This window comes from Neisseria sp. HMSC061B04 (genome assembly GCF_001836705.1).
GTDB lineage: Bacteria > Pseudomonadota > Gammaproteobacteria > Burkholderiales > Neisseriaceae > Neisseria.
This window is the reverse complement of the sequence record NZ_KV830180.1, coordinates 22,053-40,268: the sequence shown is the minus strand read 5'-3', so window position 1 is coordinate 40,268 and position 18,216 is coordinate 22,053. Positions and strand designations below refer to the sequence as shown.

19 protein-coding genes and 1 other RNA gene are annotated in these 18,216 nt (G+C 49.0%); 8 read left to right on the top strand and 12 right to left on the bottom strand.

The features are described from left to right. Positions 1 to 254: 254 nt before the first annotated feature. On the bottom strand, positions 255 to 1,922 hold the full coding sequence (locus HMPREF2661_RS03010; protein WP_070822310.1) for a ShlB/FhaC/HecB family hemolysin secretion/activation protein: 1,668 nt from the start codon (positions 1,920 to 1,922) through the stop codon (positions 255 to 257). Between the two features lie 211 nt (positions 1,923 to 2,133). Next, complete coding sequence (locus HMPREF2661_RS03005) at positions 2,134 to 3,042, bottom strand: Dyp-type peroxidase (RefSeq protein ID WP_049322282.1); 909 nt, start codon at positions 3,040 to 3,042, stop codon at positions 2,134 to 2,136. A 103-nt stretch (positions 3,043 to 3,145) separates the two neighbouring features. On the opposite strand from HMPREF2661_RS03005, the gene HMPREF2661_RS03000 reads away from it, so the two are divergent. Both HMPREF2661_RS03000 and HMPREF2661_RS02995 read left to right on the top strand, forming a co-directional pair. Then, entirely contained in the window at positions 3,146 to 4,234 is a 1,089-nt protein-coding gene (locus HMPREF2661_RS03000; RefSeq protein WP_049322283.1) for a metallophosphoesterase, read from the top strand. A 111-nt stretch (positions 4,235 to 4,345) separates the two neighbouring features. Further along, positions 4,346 to 4,966 carry a LemA family protein gene (locus tag HMPREF2661_RS02995; RefSeq protein WP_234398623.1) on the top strand — a complete coding sequence of 207 codons (621 nt, stop codon included), beginning with the start codon at positions 4,346 to 4,348 and terminating at the stop codon, positions 4,964 to 4,966. A gap of 109 nt (positions 4,967 to 5,075) precedes the next feature. Here the strand turns inward: HMPREF2661_RS02995 and HMPREF2661_RS02990 are convergent, their stop codons facing one another. Genes HMPREF2661_RS02990 through HMPREF2661_RS02975 form a run of 4 tightly spaced genes read right to left on the bottom strand, consistent with a single transcriptional unit; the run spans position 5,076 to position 9,345 of the window. Then, complete coding sequence (locus HMPREF2661_RS02990; protein WP_234398624.1) at positions 5,076 to 6,143, bottom strand: SGNH/GDSL hydrolase family protein; 1,068 nt, start codon at positions 6,141 to 6,143, stop codon at positions 5,076 to 5,078. Positions 6,144 to 6,184: 41 nt separating this feature from the next. Continuing rightward, positions 6,185 to 7,213 (bottom strand): peptidoglycan O-acetyltransferase PatB, encoded by a 1,029-nt coding sequence (patB, locus tag HMPREF2661_RS02985; protein ID WP_070822307.1) that lies wholly within the window; start codon positions 7,211 to 7,213, stop codon positions 6,185 to 6,187. Between the two features lie 10 nt (positions 7,214 to 7,223). After that, positions 7,224 to 8,660 carry an MBOAT family O-acyltransferase gene (locus HMPREF2661_RS02980; RefSeq protein WP_070822306.1) on the bottom strand — a complete coding sequence of 479 codons (1,437 nt, stop codon included), beginning with the start codon at positions 8,658 to 8,660 and terminating at the stop codon, positions 7,224 to 7,226. A 46-nt stretch (positions 8,661 to 8,706) separates the two neighbouring features. Then, complete coding sequence (locus tag HMPREF2661_RS02975; RefSeq protein ID WP_070822305.1) at positions 8,707 to 9,345, bottom strand: DedA family protein; 639 nt, start codon at positions 9,343 to 9,345, stop codon at positions 8,707 to 8,709. 218 nt (positions 9,346 to 9,563) lie between these two features. Between HMPREF2661_RS02975 and hda the strand changes: the two genes are divergently transcribed. The 4 genes from hda (at position 9,564) to HMPREF2661_RS02955 (ending at position 12,213) form a co-directional block, all read left to right on the top strand. Further along, entirely contained in the window at positions 9,564 to 10,232 is a 669-nt protein-coding gene (gene hda / locus HMPREF2661_RS02970) for a DnaA regulatory inactivator Hda (RefSeq protein WP_036490522.1), read from the top strand. Further along, positions 10,229 to 10,897, top strand: a complete 669-nt coding sequence (locus HMPREF2661_RS02965; protein ID WP_070822304.1) for a histidinol-phosphatase — start codon at positions 10,229 to 10,231, stop codon at positions 10,895 to 10,897. The genes hda and HMPREF2661_RS02965 overlap by 4 nt, the downstream gene beginning before the upstream one ends. 59 nt (positions 10,898 to 10,956) lie before the next feature. Then, a complete protein-coding gene (locus HMPREF2661_RS02960; protein ID WP_003747161.1) occupies positions 10,957 to 11,271 on the top strand; it encodes a TonB family protein in 315 nt (104 codons plus the stop codon). A 156-nt stretch (positions 11,272 to 11,427) separates the two neighbouring features. Beyond that, positions 11,428 to 12,213 carry an endonuclease/exonuclease/phosphatase family protein gene (locus tag HMPREF2661_RS02955; RefSeq protein WP_049322290.1) on the top strand — a complete coding sequence of 262 codons (786 nt, stop codon included), beginning with the start codon at positions 11,428 to 11,430 and terminating at the stop codon, positions 12,211 to 12,213. Between the two features lie 163 nt (positions 12,214 to 12,376). Here the strand turns inward: HMPREF2661_RS02955 and ssrA are convergent. From ssrA to HMPREF2661_RS02940, 3 genes are all read right to left on the bottom strand, one after another. Next, positions 12,377 to 12,739, bottom strand: a transfer-messenger RNA (tmRNA) gene (gene ssrA / locus HMPREF2661_RS02950). A 112-nt stretch (positions 12,740 to 12,851) separates the two neighbouring features. After that, positions 12,852 to 14,066 (bottom strand): pyridoxal phosphate-dependent aminotransferase, encoded by a 1,215-nt coding sequence (locus HMPREF2661_RS02945; protein WP_003747157.1) that lies wholly within the window; start codon positions 14,064 to 14,066, stop codon positions 12,852 to 12,854. An 84-nt stretch (positions 14,067 to 14,150) separates the two neighbouring features. Then, a complete protein-coding gene (locus tag HMPREF2661_RS02940; protein WP_049333410.1) occupies positions 14,151 to 14,366 on the bottom strand; it encodes a tautomerase family protein in 216 nt (71 codons plus the stop codon). A 165-nt stretch (positions 14,367 to 14,531) separates the two neighbouring features. Here HMPREF2661_RS02940 and HMPREF2661_RS02935 point away from each other — a divergent pair, with 165 nt between their 5' ends. Next, positions 14,532 to 15,131 (top strand): MlaC/ttg2D family ABC transporter substrate-binding protein, encoded by a 600-nt coding sequence (locus tag HMPREF2661_RS02935; RefSeq protein WP_070822303.1) that lies wholly within the window; start codon positions 14,532 to 14,534, stop codon positions 15,129 to 15,131. A gap of 62 nt (positions 15,132 to 15,193) precedes the next feature. Here the strand turns inward: HMPREF2661_RS02935 and efp are convergent, their stop codons facing one another. The 3 genes from efp to HMPREF2661_RS02920 are packed head-to-tail and all read right to left on the bottom strand — an operon-like array spanning position 15,194 to position 17,264. Beyond that, positions 15,194 to 15,754, bottom strand: coding sequence for an elongation factor P (gene efp, locus HMPREF2661_RS02930; RefSeq protein ID WP_036490530.1), 561 nt, complete (start codon positions 15,752 to 15,754; stop codon positions 15,194 to 15,196). A 42-nt stretch (positions 15,755 to 15,796) separates the two neighbouring features. Next, the gene (gene earP, locus HMPREF2661_RS02925) at positions 15,797 to 16,954 is read right to left on the bottom strand and encodes an elongation factor P maturation arginine rhamnosyltransferase EarP (RefSeq protein ID WP_070822302.1); all 1,158 of its coding nucleotides are present in this window, start codon (positions 16,952 to 16,954) and stop codon (positions 15,797 to 15,799) included. Between the two features lie 31 nt (positions 16,955 to 16,985). After that, positions 16,986 to 17,264, bottom strand: a complete 279-nt coding sequence (locus tag HMPREF2661_RS02920) for a hypothetical protein (protein ID WP_070822301.1) — start codon at positions 17,262 to 17,264, stop codon at positions 16,986 to 16,988. A 102-nt stretch (positions 17,265 to 17,366) separates the two neighbouring features. Here HMPREF2661_RS02920 and nadE point away from each other — a divergent pair, with 102 nt between their 5' ends. Continuing rightward, positions 17,367 to 18,155, top strand: a complete 789-nt coding sequence (nadE, locus tag HMPREF2661_RS02915; protein ID WP_070822300.1) for an NAD(+) synthase — start codon at positions 17,367 to 17,369, stop codon at positions 18,153 to 18,155. Positions 18,156 to 18,216: the final 61 nt, after the last annotated feature.

The following is an 18,216-nucleotide window of genomic DNA, read 5'->3' as shown; positions in this document are numbered from 1 at the left end:
GATTTTAATCCTTATTTATCGTGATGGAGAGTGAATCAGAAATCCCATATCGGGTATCGGATTTCTGTTGAGAAAACTTTTGAATGTATTAACATTGGTATGGAAATTTTTACAATCATACCACCAGTATGATCTTGTGTGCACTATTTCAAATGCAAATAAAAGCCGCTCATCTTATTGATATTAATAGAAAATTAATAATGTTAAGATGAGCGGTTTATATATTGGATAAAAGGATATATATTTACATAATTTTAAAATGGAATGCGTAAAGAAACGGTTACATGATCCTGTGTTTCGCTGTTTGATTGGTTGGGCATGCGCGCAAAACCTTTGCCGTAGTCGGCAGAAAGCTGCCATTTGTCCGCCTTGCCCAAATTCAAACCTGCCACTAAGCCCATGGCGCGTTGCGAACTTTCGTGATGATTTTTGGCAACGCCGATGTCTGCGCCCAGATAAGGTTCGATATAGATGCCGTGGGGCGTATTGCGGCGGAAATAAATGGTATTGCTCAACAGGACTGCGCTGCTTGCGCTTAAAGAAGTCGAACGGAAACCGCGTACATTTTGATAACCGACGATGTCCATTTCTTTGGCGGCAAACAAATCATGCGGGCTATATTGGGCATCGATTTGGTGATGGTTGCGCACGATCCATTTGCCCAATGGGCGGTTTTGAATCAAATTGCTTTGCAGGGATACAGAGGTATAGCGCTTGTCAAACGGCGTATGTTCGGTATTTTTCGCAAACCCTTGTTCCACACCGATATTGTTGAGCCAAATGCCGTTTGGCAGGATGGCCGTGTGCGACAGGCCGACTTGTGCCGAATAGATTTCCGGGCTTTGCAATTCCAGTTTGCTGTCGGCAAATTTTGCAGTCTGTTTCACATAATCGATGCCGGCATAGGCGGAGGCAATGTGTTTTTGACTGCGTGAGAATACGCGGTCTGCTTTGATTCCTGCCGCTTTGGATTGGGAGCGGTAGGCGTAGCGCGTAACGCTGGGTGTTAGGATGCTTTGCGATTGCGACGCGGCGGCGTAAGTGCTGAATGTCCATGCGCCATAAGGAACTTGGTAGAACAGGCTGCCGCCGCGACTGTAATGGCTGTCGTGGTTGTTTAGATTGGTGTAGCCGTTTAGATAAAGGGAGTCGCTCAATCCCAACGGGCTGCCGATATTCAGGCTGCCGCGCAGTGTCGTGGTATTGGGTTTGCTGCCTTTATTATCGATGGTAATGCTGCCGCCCCAATGTTTTTGGGCATCGTTGTTGAGTTGGATGGAGGCGGTGCCGTCATCATGCGGATAAACGTCGATGCTGACGTTGTTGCCGGCAACATGGTTTGCCTGTTCGATACCTTGGTCGAGGTATTGGATGTTCAGCGGTTTGCCTTGATGATTGGGGAAGAGGGTGTCGACGTTGACTGTACGGGAGCCGCCGGTAATCTCACGGATTTTGCCTTCGATGACGGCCAATTTCAAAACACGCTCGGGCGTGGTTTCAAATTTGATTTGCGTGTGCGGATAGCCTTGAGCGATATACTCGGCAACGATGTCCCGGTTCAGTTGGTTGATGTTGTTTTGATTGATGCATTTGGGGAGTTTGGCTTCAATCTTTTTGGAATCGATAAGGGTAATGCCGGAAAGTTCGATACCGGTGTAATCCAAGCATTCGGTATTGTTTTCAGACGGCCCTTCTTGTGCAACTGCGTCGTTATCTTGTTTTTTCTGTAAATCCCATGCCGACTGCTCGCGTTTTTGGATTTCGACCGAATGAATCTGGTCGAGGTTGTCGCGGAAGTCTTTGTCGAATTGGTTGGGTACGTTTTTATCGATTTGATCAGGCGGATTCGGTGTATTGGCCGCATAGGTGTTCAGCGCGGAGAGAATCAATACGGGCAGGGGAAGGAGGCGGGATTTATACATGGTGTCGTAATTTTATAGGGATAATAATTGGGTTTATTTTATCGAAAATAGCTGCTTGGGGTGTATCGGTTTTTATCCTTGTCTGCAATCAGGGTTTATTAAGCAACAATGGGATAAATTTCTATGATAATACCATAAAAATATTAATGGGATTTAAATAACAAAAACCTGCCTTTGAAAAGGCAGGTTTTTTCAGACGGCCTGAGAGCCGTTAAAGATTTTGCAAACGCTCGACAGAAGGTGCGTAGTAGTAAGCACCTGATACGGCTTTAGACAAATATTTCAGCAGTAAGTCGGTTTTGCCGTCTGCATCGCCGAACATATTGAGCAGTTGAACTTCAATATTGTGCAGCGTGTTGCAATAGGAAGTGAACATCAAACCATGTTCGCCGCTGATTTTGCCGAAGGGCAGGCTGCGGCGGACAATTTTCAAGCCAACGCCGTTTTCTTTGACGTTGACGCGGCCGAGATGGGAGTCTGGCAGGCGCACGTCTTTGCTGAATTCGTCATTGGTTTCTTTGCTGCGGCCTACGCTGGCTTCTTGTTCGGCAGTAGGAACGGCATCCCATTTTTTCAAATCATGTAGATATTTCTGCAGTAAAACATAGCTGCCGCCGGCATCGGGCTTGCCTTCGGGAATAATGGCGACATTGCGCACATTGTCATCGCCCTGCGGATTTTCCGTACCATCGACAAAACCGTCCAAGCCGCGGTCTTCATACAGGCGCAGGCCGTGTTCTTCAGTGGCTACGCGGATGCTGTCTCCGAATGCGTTTAATACGGATTGTGCCAAGGCATAGGCGGCTTTTTGCTCGGTGGCTTGAATGTGGATATAGAGGTCGTGTTGGGTGGAAGGGGCGAGGCCGTTGCCCAATTCAGGGAAAGGTTTGATTTCGCTGCCTTCTTCAGTGTGACCGAACGATTGCCATGCGCGGCTGCCGAAGGCAATGGTCAAACCCAAAATATCATTTGGAAAACGGGTTTTTAATTTGGCTAGAGCCTCCAAAGAAAGACGGCAGGCAGATTTGATGTCTTCGTTGCGGCCGTCTGAAATGTCTGCTTCGATAAAAATACCGGCTTGTGCGTGATCAGGAATAATAGCTGATTGAGGGTGGCTCATGATGATTCCTTTCAAAATATTATGGGTTTTTACGTGGGGGATTATACACTGAAAGTTTCAGACGGCCTAAAATCTGCCTTTTGATTTTTTAGGGCGGAAAGGCATGTTTGGCAAGATGTTTTTTGTGAGCGTCATTCTGTTGCAAGTGTTTACATTCGGGCTCGGGCGTTCGCTGCAATGGCTGTTTGCGCCTTGGATTGGCAAAGTCGGCAGGCGTTGGCTGATGGGTATTTCCTATTTCATTACAAACGGCTTGTTGGTCGGCTTGCTGCTGGAATTGGGGCATATGATGTTCCGCGTGTTGGCGTTTTGGATGGTTATCTTGCTGTTTGTGATGTATGCCGCGCTGGCGACATTTATCCTGTATCTTTTGCTGCGCCGTTTTGTAGCACGCCAACCTCTTTCTCGAAGCCTGCGGCTGTTTGCGCCTTTGTTTGTGATCGGTTTGCTCGGTTTAGGGATGTATAACGCCTATACGCCCATGGTCCGCCATCAGACTGTATTCATCAATAAGAAAATGGATAAGCCGCTACGTATCGGCGTGGCCAGCGATTTGCACTTGGGGATTTTGTTCGGCGCGCGTCAATTGGACGAGCTGACGGACATTATGAAGCAGGAACAAGTCGATATGGTGTTGCTGCCGGGCGATTTAATGGACGATACCGTTGATGCGTACCTGAAAGAAAACATGAAACCGCATTTACAGAAGCTGACTGCGCCGATGGGCGTTTACGCCACTTTGGGCAATCATGATTGGTTCCGCGATCAGAAACGCATCAAACATGAATTGGAAGCGGCAGGTTTGACGGTTTTGGCCAATCAGGTTTTGGAAGTGAATGGTGTGTTGCTGGTGGGGCGGAGCGATGATTTGGATCACAAACGCCCCAGTGCGGAGCAGCTTTTAGAAGGTCAAAATACCCAATTACCGGTTTTGCTGATGGACCACCGTCCTACTTCAATCGAAACCCATGCCCGGCTGCCGATTGATGTGCAGGTCTCCGGCCATGTCCACAACGGCCAAGTCGCACCTGCTAACCTTATCGTCCGTACGCTTTATCGTCTTGCTTACGGCTACGAGGCAATCGGCAACGGCCATTTCTTCACCACTTCGGGCTACGGCTTCTGGGGCATTCCCCTTCGTTTGGGTTCGCAATCAGAAGTGTGGGTAATTGACATCAAGTCAAAGCATTGAAATAGAAATAGAAACTTCAGGCCGTCTGAATTTCAGACGGCCTTTTTTATGAAAATTGGGAAAAATATTGAAATTGGATTATAATCGATGTTAATAAAATCAGCCACCGATATGAGTGGCATCATAACTAGGGAACTCACTATGGGCATTATCAGTCTTGCACTTATCTTCGTATCAATCGCCGCCGTCTTATTGTATTTCAAACAACAGTTGAAAGACCGCAAAAAAGACTGTCGCGAATCCTTTGTCTCTTTGCGCATTGCGCTCGACTGCCGACATCATGCCGTCCGTCATGTATTGGATGCATACAGCAAACACCTGCAAGAGCAGGGCATTGCATCGGATCAAAACGTTCAGCAGATGTGTGCCGAAGTTGAAACCGCATTGGCGCAAACTGCCAAAACATTTTCCGAATCCAAAATCAAACATCTGTGCGAAACCGAAACAGCATTGAATCATGCGCTGAAAAAATTGCAAACCGCCGTCAACAGCCTTTTGAAACAACATCCTGATGAGAAATTGGCCGGTTTGATGGAAATGCTGGATGCTGCAGAAGCAGAAGTCGCATCGGCACGCCGCGCTTACAACCGCAGGGCCGGAAGCTACAATCATCATTTAAACAAATTGCCCAACCGCTTTGTCGCCAAGCCATTAGGCTTTGACAAGCAGGCAAGTTTGGTTCGTTTTACGGAAAACCAAACGCAACGAATGAGTAGCAATATATTGGCTTAAAAATAAGCAGTTTGCTGAATAAGCGATAAACAAAAGGCCGTCTGAAATATGAATTTCAGACGGCCTTTTTTGTGCTGTGAATGAGAAAAATACTTAGGCTTTTGCCAATTTATTGGGCAAAGCGGATCAGGCTGTCGGCAAGCTTATCGGCTGCAGTTTCATAGCCTTGTGCAGAAAAGTGAACGCCGTCTTTGGCTGCCAAGCCTTGCGCCATCCAGTTTTTCATGCTGCATGCGCCGCCCATCGCATCTTGCCAAGACCAGAACATGATTTTTTCGTCACGGGCGATGCGTTGCTGCATTTGTTGTACTTCGCTGAGCAAGACAGGGCGGTTGCCGCAGCTGCCGTAGGCGGTTTTCAAAGATTCCGGAGCGCCGAGGATCAGAATGCCTGCATTGGGCAGGGTGTTTTTGATTTGACGGATATAGTTGCGCCATGTCCGCTCGGTAGAGGAAATATCGAGGTTGCCGGAAAAGGCTTCGTTGGTACCGTAGGCAAGGATGATTAAATCGGCTTTGGTTTGTGCCAAATCTTCCCACATGCCCGGCCGCCATTTTGACCATTGGGACAATTGCGCGCCGTTGATGCCCATGGCGGAAACAGTGACGCCGCGTCCGGGGCGTTCGATATTAATGAAACCGATTTGCCAAGGCATGCTGCTGCTGAGCGTCATCGGCAGGGAAGCATTGGTATGCAACAGTTGCCAGCCGTTTTGTTTGGCCGGAATTTCGCGGCCGTTGACAATCAGGGTTTGCTCGGACCAAACCGGTTTGCCGAAGATGGAGATTTGTTGCATGTCCATGCTGCCGTCGGCTGCGCTTAAGGTAACGCTGCCGCCGTCGGCGCGTGCTTCAATGCCGCCGAAAGAAAAGTCGCTGTGTGATTTGCGGCTGCTGATGGTGTTCCAACCGCTGCCGCTGTAACGGACGGTTGCCATGCGCTGGCCTTTGACGGTGTTGGGGTAAACCCAACCGATGCCGCCGTTGCCCCATTTTTGTTGCAAACGGCGGCGCAGGCGGTCGGTGAAATAGTCGCCGGCGGTGTGTGAGTCGCCGACTTGGATAATGCGGAATTTGCCGTCTGAAGTATTGTTGAGCTGTTGCAGTTTGTTCAGCCAGGCAGGGCGGTTGGAGCCGTAGTTGCTTAATAGGCCGGCATCGGCAGCGCAGGCGGTCATAGGGAGTGCAAGAAGCGTGAGGAGTAAGGTTTTATTCAATTTCATGGTTGTGTATCGTGTGTAAAATTAATTTTTTCCATAATTTTTTCGGCCAATAGTTTTTGGCCTTCTGCGGAAAAGTGGATGCCGTCCTTGCTGCGGTAACGGATGATTTTTCCGTTGACTTTGACAGAGTCGGCATATTCTTCTGCGCCGTTGCTCAACAGTTTGTCGGTCGGCAGCCAGATGGCTTGAGGCGACACCGTACCCGACAGGATTTTGTCGAGGTAGCGCATCTGTTCGTTGAGCTTGGCTTTTTTCATGTAAGGAATGCCCAGCCAAATGACTTGGACATCATGTGTGGAGGCTGCATCAAGAATACGGCGGACGCGGCTGAGGTATTCCGCTTCCCATTCGGGGGAGGCGAACTTCAGGTATTTTTTACCCATCGGGAAATCCCATGGGTCGTTAGGGCCTAAGAATACAACCAAAACGCGGATGTCGGGTTCTTTTTGCAAAGTTTGTTCGATGGTTTTCGGCCAGTCGAAGAAGTTGGGGTAGGACAAGCCGGTGCTTTGTTTGCTGAGGTTGACCGATTGTACGCCATATTCTTGCTTGAGGTGTTTTTGTACGAAAGGTGCAACGCCCTGCATCAGCGAGTCGCCGGCAAAGAAAACTTTGTTGCCTTTTTTCAATACAACCTGCGTTGCCGACCGATCAGCCTGATTGCTTGGCTCGCTGGCGGCGGTATCCGTATTGTTAGCCGCATCAGAAGCGGCAGTCTCTTTTTGATTGTCCGATGTTTCAATATCTTCCGTATTTTCAGACGGCCTTGTTGTTTCAATGCCAGAGTCTTCCGAAGCTAAAGCGTCTTCTGCTTCCAGCGAAGCTTTCAGGCCGTCTGAAAATTCGTAGGCTTTTTGTTGCCAATCCGCACCGATACGCCACCAAGCGTATTCGGATAAAGGCTCAAGCGGACTGTTTTCATGATAGGTCTGCTGCCAATAGGCATTGATGGAGTTTTGGGCAAACCACGTCAGCGCAACCGCACTGAGCAGAATCGAAACAAACAGGGAGATAAAGCGTTTCATGTTCTGCTCCTTAGAAGTTGGCGTAAATAAAGCCGGGAATGCCGGACGGGGCGAAGACGATAATCAGGGCGAGGATAAGCGTGATGGGGATAAACCACAGCCATGCAGGCAGTTTGTCCAGGCCCTTTACCGATGCTTCAAATAAGCGAAGCAAATACGGGTACAGCAAAAGCATCAGTGCAAAGGCACCCAGCAACATGAGGTCGGTCGGCAGAGGCGCGTTCCAACCTTTATCATTGGCAAATAATGCGCTGAACAGCATTTCCGTATCGGCAAGCGTTGCGCTGTTGAACACGACAAAAGCGAAACAAACGAAATGGAAGGTAAACAGCCAGGCGAGCGGTTTGCCGATTTTCAGACGGCCTAAGGCGTTGCGGCCGACGATTTTATCGCCGCAGTTAAGCAATACCAAAGCCGCACCGTGCAGCGCGCCCCAAATCAAAAAGCTCCAGCCGTAGCCATGCCAAATGCCGGAAAGCAACATGGCAATCATCAGATTGAGCTGGGTGCGTCCGAAGCCTTTTTTGCTGCCGCCCAAAGGGATATAGATATAGTCGCGAATCCAAGTGGACAGGCTGATGTGCCATCTGTCCCAGAAGTCGCGGATGTTGATGGCGCGAAGCGGCGCGGCAAAGTTTTTCGGCAGCTGGAAGCCGAGCAGCATGGCCAAACCGATGACCAAATCCGAGTAGCCGGAAAAGTCGAAAAAGAGTTGGAAGGTGTAGCCATAAATCGCAGACAACACGCCCCAGCCGTCGAACTGGGCCGGATTTTCAAAAACAGGCGATACCCAGCCTTCCGCCAATACGCCGGCAAGCCACCATTTTTTAGCAATGCCCAACACAATCAGGCCGACCGCCAACGCCGGATAAATCAGCTGGCGTGCCTGTTTGGTGCGGATTTGCGCCAATGCGCCCGCCTGTTCGCCGTCTATGCTTTTAAAAGCGGCCGCACGGATAATCGGGCCGGATGTGATGGTGGGGAAGAAGCTCAGATGCAGTAGGAGCTCGTGCCATTCAAAACGCTCTCCCTTAGGCTCGCGGTAGCAATACACCAAGTAAGCCAGCGATTGGAAAGTGTAATAAGACAAGCCCAAAGGCAAAATAATGTCGATGACGGCGCTTTGCCCTGTATATTGCTGAATAATCGGGCGGAAAAAGTCGAAATATTTGAAGAAACACAAAACAGTCAATGCCGCCGAAATACCGCAACCCAGCCAAAATTTGCGGATATTCTCGTTTTCAGAAAACATCAGCACGCTGATCAGGTAAACCACAGACGAGTAAACCAAAATCAGCGCGGCAAAAATGGGGTCGATACGGTAAAGCCAGCCCAGCCCGGCAACCAAAAGTAAAACGTTTTGAACTTGCGGCAAACGTGCAAATGCCCAGTACAAGGGTAAAAATACGATAAAGAATACCGCAAATTCAATAGACAGCAACGGCATGACAATTCCTTGATGTGTTTAAACTTTCAAACTTTTCGATTGATTGTTATTTTTTGGCGTTAAGTTTGGCACGGATAATTTCGACTACCGCGGGTAAAATCGAAATCACGATGATTGCCGCCATGACTAAGCCCAGATTGTTTTTGACGACGGGGATATTGGCGAAGAAGTAGCCTGCATAGGAAAACAACAATACCCACAACACTGCGCCGATAATGTTGTAACGGATAAACGTCCCGTAGTGCATATCGCCCATACCGGCGACAAATGGCGCAAACGTCCGCACAATCGGCACAAAGCGCGCAATGATAATGGTTTTGCCGCCGTGTTTTTCATAGAACGCATGGGTTTTTTCCAAATACGAACGGCGGAAAATTTTGGAATAAGGATTGGCAAACAGTTTTTGTCCAAAATACTTGCCAATCATAAAATTGGCCGCATCGCCTAAAATGGCGGCCGCTAAGAGCAGCAATACCATGACGTGGATGTTCATGCCACCGATGGCCGCAATACCGCCGGCGGCAAACAGCAGCGAGTCGCCGGGCAAAAATGGCGTTACAACCAAACCGGTTTCGCAGAAAATTACAACAAACAAAATCGCGTAAATCCACGGGCCGTATTGGGTGGAGAGGTGGACAAGGTGTTGGTCGATATGGAGGATGAAATCGATAATGGTAGAAATCACTAGGGTTCCCAAATAAAAAGGCCGTCTGAAAAAGAACAGACAAATGTTTCGGCGAGAAGTTCGACATTGTAAAACCAAAGCGGAATAAAACCAATGCCGTAAGCTGTTTAGAAGTGCAGATATGTTGCAGGTATAGGCTTCAGACGGCCTTTATCCTTGATGGTGGACGGCAAAACAACGTAAAATAAAGCCGATTTCAACCTAACCGGTGCGCCTTTGTGAACCAGCTCATCTTTGATTTTGCCAGCCATGATTATCCCGGCTTCGACAAATTTCTGGGAACAGAAAATGCCGAGCTGGTGTATGTGTTGCAGCACAAACATGGGCAATTTATCTATGTTTGGGGCGAAGAGGGCGCAGGCAAAAGCCATCTCTTGCAGGCATGGGTCGCCCAGGCACTCGATGCCGGACGAAATGCCCTCTATATTGACGCCGCCGCCACGCCGCTGACAGAAGCTGCGCTGGATGCAGAATATCTTGCCATTGACCAAATCGAAAAGCTTAATAATGAAGAACAGGCTTTACTGTTTGCCATCTTCAACCGCTTCCGCAACAGCGGCAAAGGCTTTTTGCTTTTGAGTTCCGAATATACGCCGCAGCAGCTCGTTATCCGCGAAGACCTGCGCACACGCATGGCGTATTGCTTGGTTTACGAAGTCAAACCGTTGACCGACCGGGAAAAAATCGATGCGCTCGTCAGCATGGCGGCTGCCCGTCAGGTAACTATCGATCCGGAAATTTTCGAATACCTGATGAACCATTGGCGGCGTGATATGGACAGCCTGATGCAAATGCTCGATACCCTCGACAACTACGCTGTTATGATGGGCAAGCGCATTACTTTGCCGCTTTTGCGCCAGCTTTTAAAACAACAGGAAACCCAATGAAAAACCTTGCCATTTTCGACCTCGACAATACCTTGATCAATACCGATTCGGATCACTCCTGGCCGCAATACCTGATTAAAAAAGGCATAGTCGATGCGGCTGAAACCGAGGCGCAAAATGAAAAGTTCTATCAAGACTATCAAAACGGTTGTCTTGATATTGATGCTTTCCTCAAATTCCATCTCGCGCCTTTGGCCCGATTCAGCAAGGAAGAATTGGCTGAGTTTCATCGCGAGTTTATGGCCGAATATATTGTTCCGCATATTTCTCCGATGCAGCGTATGCTGGTGCAAAGCCATCAAATGGCGGGCGATGAAATGTTGGTTATTTCTTCGACCAACGAATTCATCATTACTCCAATCTGCCACCTTTTCGGTATTCACAACGTTATCGGCACGCAGCTTGAAACCGGCGAAGACGGCCGCTATACCGGCAACTATGTTGGTACGCCCAGCCTGAAAGAAGGCAAAATTACCCGGTTAAAACAATGGCTTGCCGAGCACGGCGAGACCTTTGAAAGCTACGGCAAGGTTTATTTTTACAGCGACTCCAAAAACGACTTGCCGCTGTTGCGTATCGTGGACGAACCTGTCGCTGTCAATCCAGATGCCGAGCTGGAAAAAGAAGCCAAAGCAAAAGGTTGGCCAATTTTGAATTTCAAATAACGATCAATCAGGCCGTCTGAAATATTTAACCTAACCACAACCCTAATAAGGACTAAAACATGAAAACGACTAAACTCCTCGCCTCAGCCCTGTTGTTTGCCGCTGTATTCGGTACCGCACAAGCAGCCGATACCGAAACTCTGGAAGCCATGAAAGCGCAAAACGGCAGCGTTAAAACCGTTTTGATGGATGTTTTCACAACTCCTGCCGGCAACGTTGACCGCGTGAATATCATTCAATCCAGCGGCAATCCTGAAATGGACGAACGCGCAGTGAAAAGCGTTTCCAAATATCCTTATCCGAAACGCAAAACCGCATCTAAATACCAACACACCGTTACTTTTGAAACCAATGTTGAAGTAATCAACAACTGATTCGGACGCGAGGCCGTTTGAAAACAGAAGGCGTTTTGATTGGGAAATTCCCTCTCAAAACGCCGTTTTATTCTTTAAACAAGTATAACCAAAATTGCCGTAAAACCACACGCTCCGGTGCTATACTAAAACAAATAAACCGCTTCATCACACATCATGTCTCCCCGTCCAGTTACCATTACTTCCTACAATATGCACAAAGGCATGTCTGCGCTCAACCGCAAAGTGCAGGTTAACCGCATGGCTGACGCGCTGGGTGCATTGGGTTCGGATGTTTTGTTTTTACAAGAAGTCCAAGGACAACATCTCAACAGAAGCCGCCGTACCGACTTTCCCGATGCGCCGCATTACGACATCATCGGCGACAGCCTCGATTATCATCGCAGCTACGGCAAAAATGCCGTCTATCCTAAACGACACCACGGCAACGCCATTCTCAGCCGCCTGCCGCTGAAAACGGAAAACAACCTCGACATCAGCGTCAACAAACTCGAACAGCGCGGCCTGTTGCATTGCGAGGTCGTGCCCGAAGGTTGGGAAGACCCGCTGGTGTGTCTGTGCGTCCACCTCAATCTGCGCGAACCTGACCGCCTCAAACAATACCGCGCCATCAGCGACTATGTCGACCGCCACATCAACCCTGACAGCCCCTTGATTATTGCCGGTGATTTTAATGACTGGCGGCAAAAATCAGCGCGTGAGCTGGGCAGGGCATTAGATTTGAACGAAGTATTTGTTGATAATACAGGCAAACGTCCCAAAACCTTCCCCTCGCGCCTGCCTATCCTCAGCCTCGACCGGATTTATACGCGCAATCTTGATGTTATCGATTCTGAAATCCACAACAGTAAAGACTGGCAGCATTTGTCAGATCATCTGCCGTTGAGTGTAACAGTTAGACCGCATCGTAAAATGGATATGAAATTAGATAGAAAAATGTAAGACTGAAATCTTTTTTAAAGCACTATTGGTGGTAATGTATTAAAAAGTTTTTTTACTTAGATATTTGAGACAAAAACAGGCCGTCTGAAACGTTTCAGACGGCCTGTTTTAAGTTTATAAAAAAGCGCAAACCTTTTTATATCAAAAGTTTGCGCTTTAAATCTGGTGGAGGCGGGGGGAATCGAACCCCCGTCCGAAAGTCCTCTACAGAGCGTTCTACATACTTAGTTGTGTCTATTTAGAATCTCGTCCCCATCATGCCGACCAACAGGCCTTCAGGGAACCAGTTACCTTAAATCTCGTTTCCTGCCAAGTAACCCGACAGAAAACCAGTCAATGTAGAATGACGTTGCGGTAGCTTGCGCTACACAGCCCATTGACCAACTGCTGCAACGGCAGGCCTTAAGCGGCCAGTGCGTAAGTTTCGTCGTTTGCGACTATTTTGATTCAGTGTTTAACGGGAAATCTGAGACCCCGGTATGCCCGCATCTGCTTTGCAACCCCCGTCGAAACCAAGATCGCCCCCAGATAGGAAGGGTTGATTATACGCATGTCGGCAGGCTTTGCCAAGTTGCTGTTTGATGAAAAAGGCCGTCTGAACAGCGGTTTGCTTTTTCAGACGGCCTCTTTGTTTAGGTTTATTGACGGTAGTTTTGCAGGAAGCGTTCGAGTTTGCCCATGGCCTCTTCAATTTGATGAACGGGCGGCAGGGTAACGATACGGAAGTGGTCGGGGCGTATCCAGTTGAAGCCTGTACCTTGGACGAACAGGACTTTTTCACGTACGAGTAAGTCGTAGATGAATTTCATGTCGTCGTGGATACTGTACATTTCGGTATCGATTTTGGGGAACATATACAATGCGCCCATGGGTTTGACGCAGGATATGCCCGGAATCTGGTTGACCAGTTCCCATGCTTTGTTGCGTTGCTCGAGCAGGCGGCCGCCGGGGAGGAGGAATTCGTTGATGCTTTGGTATCCGCCTAAGGCCGTCTGAATGGCGTGTTGCATGGGTGTGGTGGCACAAAGGCGCATAGACGAGAGCATGTCCAAGCCTTCGATATAGCCTTTTGCATGATGTTTCGGGCCGTTAAGTATCATCCAGCCTTGACGGAATCCGGCAACGCGGTAGGCTTTTGAGAGGCCGTTGAATGTCACGGTCAGGAGGTCGGGGGCGAGCGCGGCGATATGGTGGTGTACGGCGTCGTCGTAGAGGATTTTGTCGTAAATTTCGTCGGCAAAAATAATCAGGCCGTGTTTGCGTGCCAATTCGGCGATTTCGAGCAGGATTTCTTTGCTGTACACCGCGCCTGTCGGGTTGTTGGGGTTGATGACGACGATGGCTTTGGTTTTAGGCGTAATTTTGGCTTCCATGTCGGCCAGGTTGGGGAACCAGTTGTTTTCTTCGTCGCATAGATAATGGCGGACGGTACCGCCTGCCAGTGTTGCGGCGGCGGTCCACAAAGGATAGTCCGGTGCGGGAATCAGGATTTCGTCGCCGTCGTTGAGCAGCGCCTGCATGGACATGGTAATCAGTTCGGAGACGCCGTTGCCGATGTAAACGTCGTTGACGGTAACGTCGAGCAGTCCTTTGGTTTGGTAGTAGTGGACGATGGCTTTGCGTGCGGAGTAAAGGCCTTTGGAGTCGCAATAGCCTTGAGAAGTGGGCAGGTTGCGGATGACGTCAACCAAGATTTCGTCAGGCGCTTCAAAGCCGAACGGAGCCGGATTGCCGATATTGAGCTTGAGGATTTTGTTGCCTTCTTCTTCCAGTTGCAGGGCTTTTTTGTGAACTGGGCCGCGGATGTCGTAGCAAACGTGATCCAGTTTGGATGATTTGGGAAATTTCTCCATGATGTGTGTTCCGTAAAATTGTTAACAATGGGATAAATGTACTCTTTTTGCGGGTAAATTAAAAGGGTTTCAGACGGCCAAGGCTTACTTATTGCGCGCTTCGGCACGGCGAACCGTCACGCTTTTGCCGCCTATGCCCCAGTTGTCCATATCGATTTCGTCGATGACGACGACGGTTGTCTCAGGGTTTTTGTTGAGAACGCGTGAGAGTAATTCGGTAACGCCGCGGATTAATTCGGCTTTTTGCTCCGCGCTCGGGGCTTCGTTGCCGCCGGTTACTTTGATGTTGACGTAAGGCATGGCTTTTTCCTTTTAAAATAGCGTTCACATGTTATCTTATTTTTATCAGGCCGTCTGAAATTTGATTGCAGGATTTTTCATTGCTCATGACTGCTTTTACAAAGAATTAAGTTTTTTGGAATAGATTGTTTTTACAATGCGGTTTTATTTTGGATGGATATCGTCATGAACCGTTTTCTTCAGACTCTGATTGTGGCCGCACCGATGGTGATTGCCGCGCCTTATGTGGCGGCGGAAACGCATCCGGCGCAAAAGCAGATGCAGCAGAACATTGATGCCGTGTTGAAAATTGCACGCAATACGTCTTTGACAGAGGCGCAACGCGTGAAACAGGTTGAGCAGTATGCCGACCGTTATCTGGATTATGAGCGTATTTCGGCTTTGGCCGTCGGCGCGCCATGGCGTGAATTTTCTGCCAAACAGAAAACCGATTTTATCCGTGCATTCAAAGACATGGTCATTGCGATGTACTCGCATTCTGCACTGATTGGTGCGGCGGATGCAAATGTGCGCCTGTTGCCGAAGATGACGGCAAACGGTAATAAGTTTGACGTTTTCTCGGAAATTCAAACCAAAAAAGGTACGAAGTATGAAGTGGCTTACCAGCTTTACCAAAGTGGCGGTGTGTATAAGATTTACAACATCCGCGTGGACGGTACCAGCTTGGTAACGGTATACCGCAATCAATTTGGCGAGCTGATTAAGAGCAAAGGCATTGACGGTACGATTGCCACTGTCGAAGCCAAGGGCTTGAAGAAACAATAAGGCAGATTGATAAAAGGCCGTCTGAAACTTGTTTCAGACGGCCTTTTTGTATTACGGGTTGATTAGGCGCGTTTGCGGAATTCGCCGGTACGGGTATCGATTTCGATTTTGTCGCCGTTTTCGATGTAAGACATCACTTGGATTTCAGTGCCGCCGACCAGACGTGCGGTTTTCATCACTTTGCCGGAAGTATCGCCTTTAACGGCAGGCTCGGTGTATTCAACTTCGCGAACGATGATGGTAGGCAATTCTACGGAAATTGGGTTGCCTTCGTAGAAAGTAACTTCGCATTGGTCTTCCATGCCGTCAACGATGAATTTCAACGCGTCGCCGATGTTGTCGGCTTCGATTTCGTATTGGTTGAATTCTTCGTCCATGAAGACGTACATTGGGTCGGCAAAGTAGCTGTAAGTACAGTTTTTGCGGGACAGGATTACGACGTCGAATTTGTCGTCGGCTTTGTAAATGGTTTCAGTAGCGGCACCGGTCAGCAGGTTTTTCAGTTTCATGCTGACTTTGGCGGAAGAGCGGCCGCCTTTGATGTATTCGGTTTTTTGAACGACCATAGGATCGTTGCCGACCATGAATACGTTGCCGGCGCGCAGTTCTTGTGCTGTTTTCATTGTGGTTTTCCAATCAAATCGGTTGTAATAAAACGCGCTATTTTAGCGTATTTTTTTGTGCTTTGAAATAAAGGCGGCAAGTTTTTCGACGGCACTTTTTTGGGCAAAAAGTCCGTCCCGCCATTTTGCCGCGCTTTGGCGCCATTCGTTTTGATGTGCCGTCAGGGTTTGCCATGCCTGCAGGCGTTGGTTGTCGCTGAGTGCTTCGCCGTTGTTGAGCTCGTCGGAAAGGAGGCGGTGTGCCGTGGCGACAACATCCGGATAAACTTGATGCGCTTTGTCCCAAAACGCGTGCAGCTTGTCGAGATGGATATTTTCTTCTTGCGGATAGATGTGCCAAAAGAAAGGTTTTCCGGCGAGCTGGGCGCGAACAAAGCTGTCTTCGCCGCGTATGACGGCGCCGTCGGCAAGGTTGAGCAGTTTATCGAAGTCTTGTTGGGCAACGAAAGGGATTTTGATCAGGGTAATGTGTCCGCTCTGATACACATCGCCGTCTTCAAGCAGGGCGTTTTGCGGCACTAGGCCGCTGTTTTTCAGGCTGGCGATGATTTGTGTACCTGCAAGCAGCAAGGTAATGGGTTGGCCGGCCTGTTGCCACATGGTTAGCCATTTTGCCCAAATATCGCTTTGATAGCCGAAAAGCAGCCATTCGGACGCGTTTTTTGCGGGAAGTTTGAGTTGTCGGCGTAAGGTTTCCGTATCAAAGCGGGCAGATTCGGCGTAATCGTGTTCGCGCAGCAGGCCGCCGCTTTTTTCGCTGAAACCCATAAACCAAAAATATTTCTGTATGCCGCCGGCTTGGAGTGAGGGCATTAAGTGCAACCTCTCGTTGCTGTCTTCCGCGCTGAGGTATTCCCAGTTGAGCCAAAGAGGTCGGTGTCGGCGGATAATGGATTGAACGTTGTCAGGCAGTTCGCATGCGAAAGTTTCGATGACGATGTCGGGAGTAGGGGCGGTATCGGTATCTTCGGCATGGTCGGCTTGCCAAGCGTGAATGCCGATGCCTTGATGGATATTGGGAATCGAGGCCAAATCAGGGCAGAGTGCCTGAAGGGACGGAAAATCGTCTGTCCATAAATGCACTTGCCAGCCGAGTTCGCGTTGCAAAACACGCGCCAGCCGCCATGAAACGCCGATGTCGCCGAAGTTGTCGATGACGTTGCAGAAAATCCAGCAGGTATAAGGTGGAGTTGTGTTCATGGAAAAATATGCCCAAGGCCGTCTGAAAACATCAGAATGCGCCGAAATAGTGGAACAAATAAACAATCAGCAAAACAATCGGGATAAACATCCATATGCTTTGCCGTTTCAATTCGGGCTCTTGTTTGAGGTGGTGTTTGATGACGTCAAAGAGGACGAATTTGAATAGGAACGTGGCTTCGCAGGCAAGGATGATGCCGTTGATGAGGTGTTGCGTTTTGTCTTCGGGCGGGTTGAGGGCAAACCACAAAAGGGTGGCAAGCGGAATCAGGCAGACGGCGAGCCAGCGCAGAAGGATGGGTTTGGGCATGGTGTGTGTGCAAGAAATAAAAGAAACATTATACCCTGTCGTCTTTCAGACAAGTGCAAATCAGGCTATCATTCGGTTTATTTGAAGCGAACATTTATCCCTATGCAAACCCAAGCCATCATCCGCCATATCGTTCAATGGCTCAAAGATTACGCCGAGCAGGCGCGTGCCAAAGGTTTTGTCGTCGGCGTATCCGGCGGCATCGATTCTGCCGTGGTTTCCACCCTTGCCGCGCAAACCGGTTTGTCGGTTTTGTTGTTGGAAATGCCGATTCGTCAGAAATCCGACCAAGTCAACCGCGCACAAGAACACATGGGCCGTCTGAAACAGCGTTATCCCAATGTAAAAGCGCAAAGCGTTGATTTGACTCCGGCGTTCGATACGTTTGCCGATACCGTTGACGTCAGCGAAACCGAATTTCCCAACAAACAGCTGGCACTGGCCAATGCACGCAGCCGCCTTCGCATGACGACGCTTTATTATTACGGCCAGCTGTATGGTTTGCTGGTGGCGGGGACGGGCAACAAAATTGAAGATTTCGGCGTCGGTTTCTTCACCAAATACGGCGACGGCGGCGTGGACATCAGCCCGATTGCCGATTTGACCAAGACTCAAGTGTACGCGCTGGCAGCCGAGCTGGACGTATCGGAAGACATTCAAAAAGCCGTGCCGACAGACGGCCTTTGGGATACCGAGCGTACCGATGAAGAGCAAATGGGCGCATCTTATCCCGAACTCGAATGGGCGATGAGCGTGTACGGCAGCCACAAGCCTGAAGATTTTGAGGGTAGGCAGCGCGAAGTTTTGGCAATCTATACCCGATTGCACAAAGCCATGCAGCACAAAGTCAATCCGATTCCGGTTTGCAAGATTCCGGAAGAATTGTTTTAAGTTTGAACATCAAAAGGCCGTCTGAAAACGCTGGATTAAGGTTTTCAGACGGCCTTTTATA

Excerpts from the sequence above, each read along its gene's own strand:
- HMPREF2661_RS03000 (WP_049322283.1), top strand. The coding sequence starts at position 3,146 with ATGTTTGGCAAGATGTTTTTTGTGAGCGTCATTCTGTTGCAAGTGTTT.
- HMPREF2661_RS02955 (WP_049322290.1), top strand. The coding sequence starts at position 11,428 with ATGTCTCCCCGTCCAGTTACCATTACTTCCTACAATATGCACAAAGGC.
- earP (WP_070822302.1), bottom strand. The coding sequence starts at position 16,954 with ATGAACACAACTCCACCTTATACCTGCTGGATTTTCTGCAACGTCATC.
- patB (WP_070822307.1), bottom strand. The coding sequence starts at position 7,213 with ATGAAACGCTTTATCTCCCTGTTTGTTTCGATTCTGCTCAGTGCGGTT.
- HMPREF2661_RS02965 (WP_070822304.1), top strand. The coding sequence starts at position 10,229 with ATGAAAAACCTTGCCATTTTCGACCTCGACAATACCTTGATCAATACC.
- HMPREF2661_RS03010 (WP_070822310.1), bottom strand. The coding sequence starts at position 1,922 with ATGTATAAATCCCGCCTCCTTCCCCTGCCCGTATTGATTCTCTCCGCG.
- HMPREF2661_RS02935 (WP_070822303.1), top strand. The coding sequence starts at position 14,532 with ATGAACCGTTTTCTTCAGACTCTGATTGTGGCCGCACCGATGGTGATT.
- HMPREF2661_RS02960 (WP_003747161.1), top strand. The coding sequence starts at position 10,957 with ATGAAAACGACTAAACTCCTCGCCTCAGCCCTGTTGTTTGCCGCTGTA.
- HMPREF2661_RS02990 (WP_234398624.1), bottom strand. The coding sequence starts at position 6,143 with ATGACCGCCTGCGCTGCCGATGCCGGCCTATTAAGCAACTACGGCTCC.
- HMPREF2661_RS02945 (WP_003747157.1), bottom strand. The coding sequence starts at position 14,066 with ATGGAGAAATTTCCCAAATCATCCAAACTGGATCACGTTTGCTACGAC.
- efp (WP_036490530.1), bottom strand. The coding sequence starts at position 15,754 with ATGAAAACAGCACAAGAACTGCGCGCCGGCAACGTATTCATGGTCGGC.
- HMPREF2661_RS02980 (WP_070822306.1), bottom strand. The coding sequence starts at position 8,660 with ATGCCGTTGCTGTCTATTGAATTTGCGGTATTCTTTATCGTATTTTTA.
- HMPREF2661_RS02940 (WP_049333410.1), bottom strand. The coding sequence starts at position 14,366 with ATGCCTTACGTCAACATCAAAGTAACCGGCGGCAACGAAGCCCCGAGC.
- HMPREF2661_RS03005 (WP_049322282.1), bottom strand. The coding sequence starts at position 3,042 with ATGAGCCACCCTCAATCAGCTATTATTCCTGATCACGCACAAGCCGGT.
- HMPREF2661_RS02995 (WP_234398623.1), top strand. The coding sequence starts at position 4,346 with ATGAGTGGCATCATAACTAGGGAACTCACTATGGGCATTATCAGTCTT.
- nadE (WP_070822300.1), top strand. The coding sequence starts at position 17,367 with ATGCAAACCCAAGCCATCATCCGCCATATCGTTCAATGGCTCAAAGAT.
- HMPREF2661_RS02920 (WP_070822301.1), bottom strand. The coding sequence starts at position 17,264 with ATGCCCAAACCCATCCTTCTGCGCTGGCTCGCCGTCTGCCTGATTCCG.